The sequence below is a fragment of the Deltaproteobacteria bacterium genome (assembly GCA_016208165.1).
In the GTDB taxonomy this organism is placed as follows: domain Bacteria; phylum Desulfobacterota; class Desulfarculia; order JACQYL01; family JACQYL01; genus JACQYL01.
Genome location: JACQYL010000037.1, coordinates 1 through 14934, shown reverse-complemented (window position 1 = coordinate 14934; position 14934 = coordinate 1). Strand labels below are relative to the sequence as shown.

At 53.1% G+C, this 14934-nt stretch carries 11 protein-coding genes; 7 read left to right on the top strand and 4 right to left on the bottom strand.

The window, feature by feature from the left end; genetic code table 11:
* The first annotated feature begins 489 nt into the window (after nucleotides 1-489).
* Nucleotides 490-1512, top strand: coding sequence for a hypothetical protein (locus HY788_08310; GenBank protein ID MBI4774167.1), 1023 nt, complete (start codon nucleotides 490-492; stop codon nucleotides 1510-1512).
* A gap of 307 nt (nucleotides 1513-1819) precedes the next feature.
* On the opposite strand, the gene HY788_08305 is transcribed toward HY788_08310, so the two are convergent.
* A complete protein-coding gene (locus HY788_08305) occupies nucleotides 1820-2143 on the bottom strand; it encodes a YhbY family RNA-binding protein (GenBank protein ID MBI4774166.1) in 324 nt (107 codons plus the stop codon).
* Nucleotides 2144-2389: 246 nt separating this feature from the next.
* Here HY788_08305 and HY788_08300 point away from each other — a divergent pair, with 246 nt between their 5' ends.
* Nucleotides 2390-2596 (top strand): hypothetical protein, encoded by a 207-nt coding sequence (locus HY788_08300; protein ID MBI4774165.1) that lies wholly within the window; start codon nucleotides 2390-2392, stop codon nucleotides 2594-2596.
* A gap of 351 nt (nucleotides 2597-2947) precedes the next feature.
* Here HY788_08300 and HY788_08295 read toward each other — a convergent pair whose 3' ends face one another.
* Complete coding sequence (locus tag HY788_08295) at nucleotides 2948-5278, bottom strand: response regulator (GenBank protein ID MBI4774164.1); 2331 nt, start codon at nucleotides 5276-5278, stop codon at nucleotides 2948-2950.
* Between the two features lie 1333 nt (nucleotides 5279-6611).
* On the opposite strand from HY788_08295, the gene HY788_08290 reads away from it, so the two are divergent.
* The 3 genes from HY788_08290 to HY788_08280 all read left to right on the top strand — a co-directional run bounded on the left by HY788_08290 (nucleotide 6612) and on the right by HY788_08280 (nucleotide 10260).
* Entirely contained in the window at nucleotides 6612-7790 is a 1179-nt protein-coding gene (locus HY788_08290) for a cell surface protein (GenBank protein ID MBI4774163.1), read from the top strand.
* Nucleotides 7783-8727 carry a hypothetical protein gene (locus HY788_08285; protein MBI4774162.1) on the top strand — a complete coding sequence of 315 codons (945 nt, stop codon included), beginning with the start codon at nucleotides 7783-7785 and terminating at the stop codon, nucleotides 8725-8727. Before HY788_08290 ends, HY788_08285 begins: the two co-directional genes overlap by 8 nt.
* A 144-nt stretch (nucleotides 8728-8871) precedes the next feature.
* Nucleotides 8872-10260 (top strand): hypothetical protein, encoded by a 1389-nt coding sequence (locus HY788_08280; GenBank protein ID MBI4774161.1) that lies wholly within the window; start codon nucleotides 8872-8874, stop codon nucleotides 10258-10260.
* Between the two features lie 240 nt (nucleotides 10261-10500).
* Here HY788_08280 and HY788_08275 read toward each other — a convergent pair whose 3' ends face one another.
* Both HY788_08275 and HY788_08270 read right to left on the bottom strand, forming a co-directional pair.
* Nucleotides 10501-10890 (bottom strand): type II toxin-antitoxin system VapC family toxin, encoded by a 390-nt coding sequence (locus HY788_08275; protein MBI4774160.1) that lies wholly within the window; start codon nucleotides 10888-10890, stop codon nucleotides 10501-10503.
* On the bottom strand, nucleotides 10887-11138 hold the full coding sequence (locus tag HY788_08270) for an AbrB/MazE/SpoVT family DNA-binding domain-containing protein (protein ID MBI4774159.1): 252 nt from the start codon (nucleotides 11136-11138) through the stop codon (nucleotides 10887-10889). The genes HY788_08275 and HY788_08270 overlap by 4 nt, the downstream gene beginning before the upstream one ends.
* A 938-nt stretch (nucleotides 11139-12076) precedes the next feature.
* Between HY788_08270 and HY788_08265 the strand changes: the two genes are divergently transcribed.
* Both HY788_08265 and HY788_08260 read left to right on the top strand, forming a co-directional pair.
* On the top strand, nucleotides 12077-13192 hold the full coding sequence (locus HY788_08265) for a toll/interleukin-1 receptor domain-containing protein (GenBank protein MBI4774158.1): 1116 nt from the start codon (nucleotides 12077-12079) through the stop codon (nucleotides 13190-13192).
* 253 nt (nucleotides 13193-13445) lie between these two features.
* Nucleotides 13446-14426, top strand: a complete 981-nt coding sequence (locus HY788_08260; GenBank protein ID MBI4774157.1) for a DUF2971 domain-containing protein — start codon at nucleotides 13446-13448, stop codon at nucleotides 14424-14426.
* The last annotated feature ends 508 nt before the right edge of the window (nucleotides 14427-14934 follow it).

Below are 14934 nucleotides of genomic sequence, written 5' to 3'. Positions count from 1 at the left end.
TTCACATATTTGCTATTCCGTTTGAAATCTGCACGGAATTCATGATTTTTAAATATTTCGTGCTTATTTTAAATAAAGATAGTACAATTGCACTCATGCTGGCACATGTGCGATGGATAGACGAGATCCGGGTGTGAATTTCCAACAAATCACCCTCAAACTAGTTTCAGAAAAGAGAGACGCAGGATATAACAGCGGTACCTTCGGAAATCCGGATCAGGGCTGGAATAATCGTTTCAGTGAGGCTCGCCCCCACACTGACAAGCGGTGAAGTGGACATTAGGGAGGTGATGGCGATAGACGCGGCGGAAAGCGCCGCCGGCAAAACACATTCAGGCTTCCTCTAATTTTGCTTCCGGTCGCAACTTCGCTCCGCCGACCTGTTTCCCACCGAACTGCATGCCACCAAAATCGCTGAACCGGTGATGGCGTCATACCGTTCTTCTGAAGATCGCTCGACGAAGCTGTTTTTTGACGATGACGAACTGCTTGTCGTTAACCGACAATCACGGCAATATTACGCGTACACTTACAAAGCCTTGCCCTGTCCACCGTTACTTTTTCTTCCAAGCCCATGGTAATGGTAAACATCGACAAGGAATATTAGGAGGAAACATGGCGAATCTATTAAAATTCGAAGTCGGACTCATGTATGAAAATATGAAAGGCATTTACGAGGTCATTTCAATTGACGACGACTCAATGTTAATTCGATGGAAAGATGGAAACGAGATCGTCACGACCGTAGATCTGCAGAGCAGAATAATTGAAAGAATGACGCGGGAAAAAGAGTCCGAGAAGCAGGAAAAAGATGAAAAACAACAAAAGCGTAAAGAACATAAGAAGAAAGGAAGTGCAGGATTCTCCGGATTCAAATCCGCGGACTTTAAGGATACTTCCAAGGATACGGATTGGCGGCGTCAAGACAATATCGGCAGCGCTGTGATTAAGCAACTCCGTACCGGGAGAACAGCTTTTAGCTCACGGGCGATTTTGAGGCAGCCCGAAGTTCACTGGATGGATGGGAAACGACACAACCGACAGGGCTCTAATTACGGCATCGGTTTTTTTGCTCGGGTCGATCAGAAGAGTCTGTATTACGGCATCCATATTCAGCGTTCAGCTGCCGATAGAAGGGATGAATTGGAAGGCTGGAATCCTTTCAAGATCTGGCTGGCCAGAAAGGAAAATGAAAACTGGCTGAAACAGATCGTTGTGGCCCATGACCTTATAATCCACGATGCTTCGATGAAAAGCTTCACCCATGATATCACGGTCCATGACAAGGATTGGGAGTTGAAGAGCGATAAAATACAGAACAAGATCGAGTCCCTATCCTCCTTTTTGGCGGCATTATCCGATTCAAGACAGATCGATCTTAGAATTCAGAAGGTGACGAGCAAAGAGGAAACGCTGGCCAAAGGAGAAAATATTGTGGAGGAGATATCAACCCTGTTCAATCGTTTGATGCCTCTTTACGAATTGGCTAGCGTCCCCGTCGACGCGAAATGAGGTCTCGCGCTTCCGACCGGGAACCTTTATGGAAATGTCGCCAAGGGCCCTCGTCGAATGCGCATTTAATTGGACGCAATTACGGACGCCTTCGATAGCATAGTTGGCTGGACAATCGCTTTAAACCTCTTCACACACGTTCCGGCTCAAGGGGTCCCCGCGGATGACGATGGGGATCTTGCGGGCCGTTGACGCCTTGTCGGTAAACGAGCCTCTTGAGTAAACTCCCACATAGATAGCCCCATAGGTCGAGACAGGAGTGCTGAGGGAAAAGAGGGATAGGGAAAGATACGTCGGGGCCCTCGGACTAACTCGAAGGAACGGCGATTTTGCGTTTTTCCTCGTCCGGGTGTTGGCGGTAGAAGATGGCTGTGTGACCGATCATACCCACCATTTGGCAGTCATGGGTCTCCTCGATAATGCCGGAGATCTCCGTCTTGTTTTCCTTGTCCTTGAAGTCGATGTATTTCACCTTGATGAGTTCATGGGCCGTCAATGCATCGTTTATGGAGCGGTCCAACCCCTCGGTAAGCCCTTTCTTACCGATAAAGACCACCGGTTTCATGTCGTGGGCGATACCTCTCAGGTATTTCCTCTGAAATCCCTGCAATTTGTTCGTTTTGGTTTCCATTTTTCATCTCACCATAGTTCTATACCGAATTGATATGCATTGCCCGAAAAGGGAAAGGCACGTATGGCACAAAAACGCGACCTCGTCAACGTATTTGGAGTGCAAAACCCACGTTGCGCGGGCTTTCAGCAATTGTGCTGAAATCTTCCACCTTATATGTTTTCCCATCCGTGGCCGCTATGAAAAGGGGGGACGGGGTTGAATTTGCGCGTTTCTTTGTTTCATCGTCTATGAAATGGAAACTTCATGCCGCTAAAAGCACGCATGGACGCGCCGGGGGCGTTGCATCACATCATCTGCCGAGTGATGGAACGAAGACATAATGGGGACGCCCATGCTATCTCTCTTCCCAAGTTTCACTTGGGAACGAAAGCGAAAAAACCGGCGGTCAGCAGGGCTGTAAGCAGAGGCAGACAGATCGCTTCGGATAATATATTGTCCCTTGAAGAATAGAAACGCACAAAATCAACCCCGTCCCCAAGCCCACCTTGAAGAATAGAAACGCACAAAATCAACCCCGTCCCCAAGCCCACACATGGCGGGCAGGAGATTCCGGTAGGTCCGGGATTGGACGTTTCGACCCATGTAAATATCCTGGGGAGTTTTTCCGGGCCGTAATGGATTAACGCACGGCGGCGATTCTCGATGGCTCTATCGAGTCGCCGCGAATAGACAGCCCCAAAACCATCTTGGCCAAAGCGAGATGGGCAGATAAATTCTATATAAAAGCATGCACTTAATTAGGATCATGGACATCAAGCTCCAAGAGTAGACTTGATTACCTTTCATGCCCGTCCCACGCACTCAATCTCTCTCCAACGCCTCCCTCACTTTGGAGGCTAAGGTCTGGACCGAAAAGGGTTTTTGGATGAAATGAACCCCTTCCTCCAAGACACCGCGGTGAGCGATGACATTGTCGGTGTAGCCGGACATATACAGCACCTTCAGGTCCGGATGCTTCTCAACGCACCTGTTGTACAGCTCCCTTCCGTTCATTCCGGGCATGACAACGTCGGTCAACAACAGGTTCACCGCGCCGTTGTGCCCTTCCAACACCAGAAGCGCCTCGGCGCTGTGCTTTGCCACCAGCACCGCATAGCCCTGCCGCGTGAGTATGGCGTTAGCCAGGACGCGGACCTGCTCTTCATCCTCAACCAGCAGAACGGTTTCAGAGCCTCTTAGATCCGTGGTCGTCTTCTTGCCGGTGCTCTCTCCGATGTCCGCTTTCTCGGCAACGGGCAGGTAGATCTTGAAAGTAGTTCCGTTGCCGGGTTCGCTGTAAATCCAGATATTGCCGCCGTGCTGTTTTACGATGCCGTAAACCGTGGCCAAGCCCAGACCCGTCCCCCGCTCGCCCTTCGTGGAAAAGAAAGGCTCGAAAATACGACGGCGGGTCTCGGCATCCATGCCGCATCCGGTATCACTAAAGGCCAGTCTGACGTACCGTCCGGGTTCCACGTCCGGATGCGTTGCCGCATATGCTTCATCCAGGTCTGTCACCGCGGTCTCGATAGTCAGCTTACCGCCGCCCGGCATGGCGTCAGCGGCGTTGACCGCCAGGTTCATGATCACTTGCTCGATCTGGCCGACATCCGCCATGACCGCGGGGATCTCGGGCGACGAAATCACCTGTATCCCGATGTCTTCAGGAATGGTGCGGCGCAGTAGTTTTTCAAAGCCCTCGATCGTCTGGTTGATGTTCACCGATTTGAATTCCAGGGTCTGCTTGCGGCTGAAGGCCAGCAGCTGACGCACCAGGTCCCGGGCGCGAATTCCAGCCCGCAGTATTTCACCTACCGACTCACGGCGCACGTCATGTTTACCCAGGTCTTCCAGTAACATTTCGCTGTAGCCCAGGATGGGGGAAAGCAAGTTGTTCAAATCATGCGCCACGCCCCCGGCCAGGCGGCCGATGGACTCCATTTTCTGGGCATGAAGCAGTTGATCCCGCAGTTTTTCCCTCTCGGCCTCCAGCCGCATGGACTCCGAGATGTCACGCACGGTGGCCTGCAACAGGGTCCTGCCGTTCAGCTCGAACCGGGTCAGCAGAACCGTCGCGGGAAACTCCTCACCGTCCAGGCGCTTGTGCCTCCACTCGAAGAAATGCGAACCGTCTCGCATGGCCGTGTCGATCATTTCTCCCGCCTTTTCATACGACAGGATGCCGTCGGCCTGGCGCTCCGGCGAATACTCCCAGGGCGCCCTGGAAATGAAATCGTTCTCGTCGCAAGCACGGAACAACCTGATGGCGGAAGCATTGCCACTGGTGTACTTCCACGAAGGCGGCGCCAAGGTCATGATGGGGTCGTGGGAACTCTCGAACAGGAGACGATACTTCTCCTCGCTTTCCCGAAGCGCTTCCTCGGCCTGTTTGCGCTCGGTGATGTCCGCCACTATGTGAACGATACCGGTGAGTCGGCCGTCCTCGCCGAGGATGGGATCCGCGACGAGGTCGAGCCAGCGGTCGTTGACCGGGATCTGCCAGGTCTCACGCCGCAGCGAGCGGCTCGCGCGTAGGGCGGGACATTGGGTGGGCGGCTGGTCAAACCCGTGAACGACCCGGTGGACCGCCTGGCCGATGATATCGTCCAAAGGCTTGCCCACAATCTCGCGAAAGGCGTTGTTGCACCGCAGGATCTTCCGGTCCACATCCAACAGCGCCACTCCGTCGCGCACGGCATCGAAAGTCGCGCGCCATTCTTGCGTTGTGCGTTTCAGCTCGTCCTGCGCCTCGCGCTCAGCCAGTTGGAGGCGCTTCTTCTCCAACGCGGCTCTAACCGCGCGCGGCAGACGCGCGAGATGGTCCTTGTTGACATAGTCGTCCGCTCCACGCTTTATGCATTCAACCGCGGTCTGCTCGTCGATGGAAACGGTGACCATCACAAACGGCAGGTCCGGCGCGCGTTGGTTCCGGATCTCGAGCGCCTCCAAGCCGCTGAACTGCGGCATGGTATAGTCAGAAAGGATGATATCGGGTCCGAAGACGTCCAGTTCCCGGAGCATGTCCTGCCGGGTTTCGATTACCCGCTCCTCGCACGAGATCCCCGCCCGCCGCAACAGGCGCATGGCCAGCTCGGCGTCACTGGGAACGTCCTCGAGGAACAAGACACGTAACGATTGTGGATGGGTATTCATTCGCGGTTCCTTATTGCGCGCGTTGTGCCTATGAGGACATGGTTCGGCCGATAATTTCCAACCGTCGTCCGTGCCGAATAGGAACGAGCGCCTGGGGGTGACAGCAATGATCGGGGAATGCGGGGGACACCGTGCCTATTTTCCCCTGGCCTTGGCCCTTCTTCCGGGAATTCGAGTCCTTAGCGTACGGCCGAAACATGCCCTTTAATCAATCGAAGAGGCGCGCGCTTCGTCAGGGCAGTCCGCCCGCGACATTGCAATTGCTTCGCTTTTTCTTCAATCACGCCCGCACCGGGAAATCGGTTCCTATGCGGGTCCATTTCCAGAGGCGCTGTATCCCCAACCCGGTCGCTTCCTTTTCCAGAGAGATGAGCGCCCCACTGTTCCACACGTACGATCCCGGATACTACACAATCCCGGCTTGCATTTGTGTCCGGAGACCCCCTTGCTTATCATGAAACCGGGCTCTGAGCTCCTACCCATTTTAACTCCATCCGCGTGCGCTTGGCAATATGACGGGTTTCCGTCATAGGCTGCGTCTGCGGGATCTCCGGGAATGCCGTGAGAAAAAGGGGGACGGGGTTGAATTTGCGCGTTTCTTTGTTTCATCATCTATGACATAGAAACCTCATGCCACGAAAAGCACGCATTGATGCGTCGGGGGCGTTGCATCACATCATCCGCCGAGTGATGGAACGAAGACATAATGGGGACGCCCATGTTATCCCTCGTTCTCAAGTGGAACTTCATCCCTCGTTCCCAAGTTTCACTTGGGAACGAGGGCGAAAAAATCGGCGTTCAGCCGGGCGGTCAGCAGAGGCAGACAGATTGCCTCGGATCATGCATTGTACATTGAAGAATAGAAACGCACAAAATCAACCCCGTCCCCAAGCCCACATTGGACTTCGGTCACGGGCGCGGCTTCGGCGGGGGCTGTCTCTTGATGTTCGAAGAGACGCCGCGGAGCTTGAGCGAAGCTCTCCCCATGGCGCCAAGAGCATATTACCGTTTCATTACGGAGGAAACCATTCATGCCGGCGATAATGCCCTTGAACTTCTCCCTAAGGCCGCACAGAATCACTGTTTATCCCCCAGGTGGACACCCGGTGCCTTAACGACAATTATGCGAAGGCACTGGGCAGATACGTGAAAAAAGGCTATAAAGGAGTGAAGATCCTGTTCGTTCCTGAACCGGACGATTCCATCGGAATTGCGGGCGGAGAATACGGCCCCGGCGGGAGTGTGCGTGCGTCCGAACAGGTGACGGCCGATTCGATGAACGAGTGCGAACGCCCTCGATTGCCCGTCTTATTTCACAGGGAAAGGAGTAGAAATGAATCCAGCCAATGCAATTTCAACCCCTTTACGGTATCTTGACAAGGCCCTGAATGGCCTGCGCGAGCTTGGTCTGATGCCTGAAAAGCCGGACGAGATGCCGGTCGTCGCTTTGATCAACCGGATCAGCGACCTGGACGAGGAAAAAACCATTGCCATCGCCCGCACCCTCGGCAACACCACGGTCTTCAACGAAGTGGTGCGCGAGCAGATTACAGCCATGAACGTGGGCGAGCGTTTTGAAATCATTACCAATGCCTTTAACAGCATCCGCGACGACGCCAAGTCCATGGTCGAACAGCTCGGCGACGGCAAAATCGACACCATGGAGCAGCTCTCCAACTTCTGGATGAAGGTCACCCGGGGGGATATTCCCAGCCGTTTTCGTAAAATCAAGAAGACCTACCTGGAGGTGTCGGCCGACACCAGGGACCAGATGACGCGCGAGGCCCGGATCCTGGAGTCCTACCGGGATTTTCGGGGGGCGCTGAAAGAGTCCCAGGTCATGGCCTTCCAGGTGCTCAAAAAAGCCGAAACCGCCGTCGAGACGGCCAAGGCCCGCTTGGAAGAGGCCGCCAAAACTCTGGAAACCTACACCGGGCAAGACCGCGAGCAGATTGCGAGGCTGGAGCTCGCTCGCGACGAGCGCCTGCGCGAACTGCAGGAGGAAGACAAGCGCTACCAAATTGCCAAGGACCTGGCCGAGAACCTGTCGGTGAGCTACAACACCACCGAAGTGGTTATGGCGCGTCTGGCGCAGACCTCTGACGCCAAAGAACGCCTTTACTCCCAGGCAGTCTCTTTTTTCGGCACCAACGAGACGGTGTTTACGGCCTTAAACGCCTCTTTCACCAGCCTGCAAGGGCTGCACGAAAGCACCGAAACCTTGAATGCCATGAAGGAGGGTATCAACCGGAGCCTGGAGACTCTGGCTGACGTGGGCGGCCAGGTACAGGAGGAGGCGTTGCGTGCCGGTTTCGGGCCCACCACCAAGGCCGAAAGCGTTAAGAAACTACTCGACTCGGTGATCAATTTCCAGGAAAAGTCCCGCTCGCTGATTGCCGAAATGCGCGAATTGAGCACCCGCAACGAACAAGAGATCCGCCGGGCGGTGGAAGACGGCAAGCGGCGCATGGTGCAGTTGACCGTCGCCGGAAAGCAACTGAGCAATGAGTGACACCGGTCAAACTCGAAAGAGCGATCTCAACGAAGTCATGTTGGCCATGGATGTGGTGGACACGCTCCGGCACCAGCAGTCCGTTGTCGACCGGGAACTGGGGGCCGAGGACCACGACCGGGCCCTGATCGAAAAGATCCGCACTATTTACGCCGGACAGGGGCTCACGGTATCCGACGAGGTCATCGCCGACGGCGTGAGAGCCCTTCGGGAAGAGCGTTTTGCCTACCGACCCCCGCAACGGAGTTTCCAGCTGACCCTTGCCCGCTTGTACGTCAACCGGGGGCGTTGGGCTAAACGGGGAGCGCTGGTGATTGCCGCTATGCTGGCGATTTACCTGGTCTACCACTACGCCGTGGTGGCGCCGCAGAATCGCTCCCTGCAACAGCAGCAGCGAGCCCTGCAGGAACTCGAGGCCATGCCGGCAAAGCTGGCCGATCAGCGGGACCGGGTGCTGGCCGAGGCCCATGAGGATGCGGCCCGGAACCAGGCTGAAGCGCTTTACGAGGACGCCATGGCAAGCGTATCACGCCGGGATGTCGAGGCCGTGAACAAAGGGTATGCAGCCCTCGGGCAGCTTTACGCTCGGTTGATTCTGCAGTACCGGTTGCGCATCGTTTCCCGTCCGGGCGCGCCCAGCGGCGTATGGAGGGTCCCCCAGAACAACCCCAATGCGCGCAACTACTACATTATCGTCGAGGCCGTTACTACCGACGGCAAACTTCTTTCTCTGCCTGTCACCAGCGAAGAGGACGGGAAGACCTCTACCGTCGAGCAGTGGGGGTTGCGTGTCGAACCGGCCGTTTTCGAGCAGGTCAAACGCGACAAGTTAGACAACGGCATCATCGATCGCAATGTGTTCGGGCTCAAGAAACGCGGGTACTTGAACCCCCAGTATACGATCCCGACCACGGGCGGCGCCATTACCCAGTGGTAAACCCGCTTTGCGGATTTCGGCTCATGTGTTGAGGCCGTCAGGCGGGAAAAAAGATCGTCCGTACGGCCACGGACATCCGATCGCAGGCCTGCCGCCAATTGTCCCTTGTCATCAAATGCCCTTGTCTAGGAGGAGTTTCATAAAATGATCACCGGCAGAGACACGCTAAGGGAAATCGACAACCATGTGCTGCAGGCCCAGTCCCGGATTGCGGACGCCGACCGGGAGATGGACGACCTGACCTCGCAGTTAAACCGGTCGCGCATGGAAACGGCGGAGCAGTACCGGGACCTGGCCAAGTTCAGGCTCGATGAGATCAAAGCCGGTACTGTGACGGACCGCCTGAATAAGGCCCATTTGGCTATACCGGCTCTCATGGACCAGCACAAACAGGCTTTGGAAACGCTCGAAAAGGATATCGTTCAGGTGCAACAGCGCCTCGATATGTTGAATCGGCAGCGCGAGACCCGCTGCGATACACGTGACAGGGCCGCGGATGCCCTCCAGGAACGGCTCGAGAACAGCAAGTCGGCGCTGGAAAAGACCGAAGGCTATCGGCGCCAAGATGAAAAAACGGCCGCTGCCGTTCTATTAGCCCAGCGGGCGGATGAAAAAGCATCCCAGTCCGAGGCCGACCTGTCCAGCAAGGGCAAGCCTTACCAGGACGATGAGCTTTTTATGTACCTGTGGGCCCGCGGGTACCTCACGCCCGACTACGCGCACGGCGGTATTGTCCGCATGCTGGACGAATGGGTAGCCCGGCTCATCCGCTTCAAGGAAACGCGCGCCGACTACCACATGCTAAACGAACTTCCCCGGCGCTTAAGAGAGCATGCCACCCAGGCGGCCGAGGAGGCCGATCGCCAACGGCAATCCTTACTGGAAATGGAAAGACAGGCCGCCGAAAAGGACGGTGCGGTCCCATTGCAGGCTGCGCTGGGTACGGCGGAGAAACAGCTTCAGGAAGTCAATGAAGAGATTGAAACCGAGGAGAAGCGATACCGGGAACTGCTGCGCCAAAAGAACGACTTTGGCGCCGGAGAGGATGAATACACGCGAACGGCCGTCGCCATGATGGTCGACGAACTCGAGCGTGAAGACATCATCGCGCTGTTCGAGCAGGCCCGAAGCACACCCCGGCCCGCGGACGATGCCATCGTGATGCGCCTTCACCAACTGCAGCAGGCGCAAAAGACCTTAACCGACCGTATTTCCGAGCTAAAAAGAAATCTGGAGCAGCAGCGCAATGCGTTGGAAGAGCTTGCTGCACTTCGCGAAAAGTTCCGCCGCAGCAACTACGACGCCCGCCATTCCACTTTTCCCTCCAACCTCGGGTTGGGTATCCTGTTGGGAGAGATCCTGCGCGGCAGCCTGTCGTCGGGCGGCGCCTGGGACCGCATCGACCGCGCCCAAAAGTGGGATGTACCCCATGTCGGCCGATCCGGGCGTGGTTTTGGCGGCTTCGGTGGCGGCGGTTTTCGCGGCGGCGGCGGTTTCGGCGGTGGCGGTTTTCGCACCGGCGGCGGTTTTTAGGTCATGCGTATGAGGATGAACACCTGTGGGAAAGACGGGGATCGATTATGCCCCATTTCAGCTCATGGTCCCCGCTCAACGGTGATAGCGGGCGCCGGAAAATCGGGTTCTCCAAGGTACAACCACGGAGGGAATTCACCCTAAAGAATGTCAAGCAGCAAGGCCTGAGCCCGGTTTGCCCGCCCTGACGATACAATCAATCCGTTACGTAGTTGAGCGCCCTTGGGTGCGCCTACCAAGCTACGGCAGGGCAATGTCCAATAAGCCATGTTCTCGAGCTTTTTTGATGAACGAGCGGTCAAATGTCACGAATTTGTCCGCCTCGATACTTGAAGCCAGGTGGAGCGCATCGGCAAAATCAAAACCGAGTTCATACCATGAGATGGCCTGAACGACGGCCTGCTGATCTTCAACACGGACATTGGGAAGCCCTAACACTTTCTGGAAACCTCGACTAATGGCTTTCCCGTCGATTCCGTAGGCATGCCGTAATACCCACTCCGCTTCCAGCAGCACGGTTTTGGGAATCAGGATATCGTCGCTCTCGATTACCTTCGCCGCACGTTTTGCCTGACCCGGATCATCGTTGGTCAGCAATCGGACCAGGAGGTTCGTATCGACGGCAGTCATCTGCTCTCCTTAGCCCCTTTCGCTATGGCGGATTCCATATCCTTCAACGACTTCCTGGGACCCTCATAACCCACGCAGCCTATCGCTTCGTCGATTCTCGTCTGCTTATACGGTTTGATCGGCCTGAGCTTGATGCCGTCGCCTGTATTCTCAATGACGAACTCGAGCCCCGACTTCCAGCCGTGGAGTTCACGAATCGCTTTAGGGATAACGATCTGGCCCTTGTTGGACAACCGTGTCTTCTCCATAATCGCCTCCTCGTAGTTGGTAAGACTGGAGTAAGACGATTATAACTATTCTTTCCTTTTTCTGCAACGTTGAGTAAGGAATTCGGGATAGAAGCGACGGAGACGGAAACCGGAAAAGACCCGACCTCGAACGGATCGAGAAATTCGCCGGGTCTACGAATGGGGTGTTTTGATGATCTTCAGTGGCGACCGGCGCGCGATCATGGAACGAATCGGGGACATCCATGCTTTTAAACTTTATAAGAATTCATATTGCTTGATAGTAGAGGACCATGCCACGGAAAGCAGGAATAGAGGCGCCGGGGGGCGCTGCATCGTGTGATCGTCAGAGGGATCGAAAGACGGAAGATCTTCCGGTGCGATGACGATCGGTTGAATGTATCCCTCGTTCCCAAGTAGGGGCGGTTTATCCCTCGTTCCCAAGTTGCACTTGGGAACGCGTGTGTTACCGGGAGCATAGCTCTCACGGCGTTTCGTTCCCAAGCGGAACTTGAGAACGAGAACGGGTCGGTTCCCGGTGTCCGTGTCCATGAGCCGACTTCTCACCGGATAACAGGGTGGCTCGATTACGCCGACCACGCAAGGACTCCATAGCAGCGATCAGCAACATGAGAAGAGCCAAGAGGAGCCTTCATCCCTTTTCCACTGGGCTGTTCATGAATTGCGCTTACCCGCAACCGGGGTGGCAAGGAAACTTAAGTTAGGCGGATCGGCGGTCAGCAGGGCCGGCAGCAGAGCCGGACGGATCGCTTCGGATCATGCATGGTCCGTTGAAGAATAGAAACGCACAAAATCAACCCCGTCCCCCTTCATCCCAATTCGAATGAATAGTCGTGCAAAAAAAGTAGTAATGATGTATCTTAATCGTTGTCGGCCGACGTGCAAGGGCTCTGGATCTTTTTCCTTCCGTAAAGAGGTTTGCAGGGAGAAAACACTGAATGCCAAAGATATTCATCAGCCACAGTAAAATAGATAAGAGAGTTGCTCAGGGAATAGTGCGATTGCTGAGGCTTTCGCTAAAGAAGCTCGAAGCTGAGGATATCCGTTGCACCAGCGTCGAAGGTTATGGACTGGATGGAGGAGTACGTATAGACGATAGCTTGCGCCATGAACTTCTTGATTCACCTATATTTATAGGATTGATTACCCAATATAGCGTTCAGTCTGTTTGGGTACTTTTTGAGTTGGGTGCCAGGTGGGGAGCTGCTCGATCCATGATTCTACTCTTACCTTCAAAAACATCAAATGAAATCCTGCCTGCTCCTATTTCTACCCTTACGGCACTTCAAATTGATTCACGCCCTGATTTGCTTCGAATGATTTCGCAGGTGGCAAACGAACTCGGATTAGATGAGGAGAAAGCGTATGTTTACACACAAGAGATAGACGAAATCATCTCTATTGTAAACGAACAATACCATGCAGATCCTATACTTGAAGACATAACCCATGCCGATCCAAGCACACCTGTTCATACAGCCAAACAACTAACCTTTAATTATGGTTTTAGAAGCAGTGATAGTACCATAATACTCAAGTATACAATTGACTTTGATTATAAGACAAGTCAAATCGAAAACAAAGGATGGATAATAACACCAGAAAATCCCGAACAAGAGAAGCCAAACGTTCAAATTGTTAGTGATACTAATTTTATCAAGATATTGAACATTGAATCCTTCAAACGATACAGAATGGATAGAGAAATTGACCATTCTTACAATGACTGCACCGTGGTGGAATATATCGTAAAACCTGGAGAAGACTATAGTTTATATATATCAGCGTATGTTAAAAAGACGTCTGGTGATAGTAAACAACAAGTGTGGCTCAACATAAAAATTGGTTCTCAAAATAACACCAAGTTTAAAGATGATGAGTGGACTATTTTTGTTCAGCCAACTCCTACGGTGGCCGACTGGAAGATGCTCTCAGTTAATGTTCCGAAATCAATAAGTGAGACCTTCGGAAACGAGGGATGGGATTTTGTTCGACTTCAAGGTATTAGAGTCCGAGGGAGCATCATGGTTGCTAGGATCCATCTATATAAATAGCAGAACCCTTCTATACTCTGGCAAATGGGGACGTTGTTTCTTTGTTGCCAGGCGAGCGCAAAGCGGTTGTCAGACGCCCCGGGGTGGCACGTGCATGCGCCCTGATCGGTCGCGTACCTGTTCGAGACTTATGGATATCCGGAAGCGAAGTGGCGGGCAGTCTGAATGTGGACCGTCGGAAGTAAGTCAACAATGAATTAGCGTCCCATTTTTCATTATGCCGAGCGTTGAGTATACGAAATAGGAAGACAAGATGGAAAGAACGTCCGAAATTTATAAAAAGTTGTATCACTACACCACCTGGCAAGGACTTAAGGAAATTCTTCAGACACAATCATTGTGGGCTACAAACTATAAATTCTTGAATGATTATTCTGAACTTGTTTCATTTAGGGATAAACTGGTGTCTTTAATCTATCCTGTTGCTCGTGAAACTTATCAACAGTTAACTGCGCTTAAACCGTCACTAAAGAGCAAAATCCAGGAGCATGGAGGTCTTGACCACATTGCTCAACATGATACCGAGGCCTTAATTGATGCACAGTACAGCGCACTTGGGGACGAAATTTATATTCTTTCATTTTGCGGTGAACCTGAAAAGCAAATCGTTGCCGATAACGGCCTATTGAGCCAATGGCGTGGTTATGGAGCAGGAGGCGGTGCTGCTTTAATATTCGACACCAAAAAATTAGAGGAAATACTCGATCGAGAATTTATGAGTTATGAGTACGTCACCGTTTTTCTTGCCGATTTAATCTACAGTGATAACGAACAAAAGCTAAAAGAAGAGCTGTCGGAAGATCTACAAATCCTTGCTGATATAGCAAAACCATTTTTTGATTATGATAATATTCGTAAGAAAAAACAAATTGATTCATCCAAAGGATATTTTCCTTTTGTAAGGTGCATAACTCGCTATAAACATTTTGGTTTTTGCGAAGAAAATGAAGTCAGGGTGGTCGCATTGCCGACGTTAATCGATGACCAAATTATTACGTCTGCTAAATTGAATGGTATTAGTTTGAAGCCAGAAAAAGTACGCAAGTTTAGATCAAATAAGGGACGACGTGTGCCATACATCGAAGTATTTGATTCGACCGACATAAAACTACCGATTGAAAAAATAATCATCGGACCTCGCTGGAATAGAGAAGCCCGCAAAGCAGAACTACTTGAATTATTATCGAAAACAAACATCGAAATTGTATGCTCAGAGATTCCCTACGCAGACTGATATGTATGTAAATGCGAAATAGGGGACGGTGTTGAATTTGCGCGTTTCTTTGTTTCATCATCGAGGAAATGGAAACCTCATGCCACGAAAAGCACGCATCGATGCGCCCCCGGGGCGTTGCATCACATCATCTGCCGAGGGATCGAACGGCGCAGCATTCTCCGTGACGATACCAACAGAAATCGCTTTGTCGATCACCCGGCCAAAGTGTTGGTCGAGACCGCAACGCCCTATTTTGCCCGGGTTTTGATGCCCAAGCGAGGCGGCAAGGACACTTGCGATAAGCAGATCGGCGGTCGCCCTAGCCGGCGGCCGAGGCGGACGGATCGCTTCGGATCATGCATGGTCCGTTGAACTCAAGTTCGACAGTTGTTCAAAAAAGATTTTGTCATATCAACGGGTTACAAGAGACAAAAGTGTTCTTGGCACTACGCGTTCACAAGCTTATGAGTTGCAGAGTCGGGGGCGGTTTCACGCCCACGGCCTGAAAGACGCTGTGGGCGCAGCC

Coding starts and splice junctions, on each gene's coding strand:
- HY788_08305 (MBI4774166.1), bottom strand. CDS start 2,143: ATGGAAACCAAAACGAACAAATTGCAGGGATTTCAGAGGAAATACCTG.
- HY788_08300 (MBI4774165.1), top strand. CDS start 2,390: ATGCCGCTAAAAGCACGCATGGACGCGCCGGGGGCGTTGCATCACATC.
- HY788_08295 (MBI4774164.1), bottom strand. CDS start 5,278: ATGAATACCCATCCACAATCGTTACGTGTCTTGTTCCTCGAGGACGTT.
- HY788_08290 (MBI4774163.1), top strand. CDS start 6,612: ATGAATCCAGCCAATGCAATTTCAACCCCTTTACGGTATCTTGACAAG.
- HY788_08285 (MBI4774162.1), top strand. CDS start 7,783: ATGAGTGACACCGGTCAAACTCGAAAGAGCGATCTCAACGAAGTCATG.
- HY788_08280 (MBI4774161.1), top strand. CDS start 8,872: ATGATCACCGGCAGAGACACGCTAAGGGAAATCGACAACCATGTGCTG.
- HY788_08275 (MBI4774160.1), bottom strand. CDS start 10,890: ATGACTGCCGTCGATACGAACCTCCTGGTCCGATTGCTGACCAACGAT.
- HY788_08270 (MBI4774159.1), bottom strand. CDS start 11,138: ATGGAGAAGACACGGTTGTCCAACAAGGGCCAGATCGTTATCCCTAAA.
- HY788_08265 (MBI4774158.1), top strand. CDS start 12,077: ATGCCAAAGATATTCATCAGCCACAGTAAAATAGATAAGAGAGTTGCT.
- HY788_08260 (MBI4774157.1), top strand. CDS start 13,446: ATGGAAAGAACGTCCGAAATTTATAAAAAGTTGTATCACTACACCACC.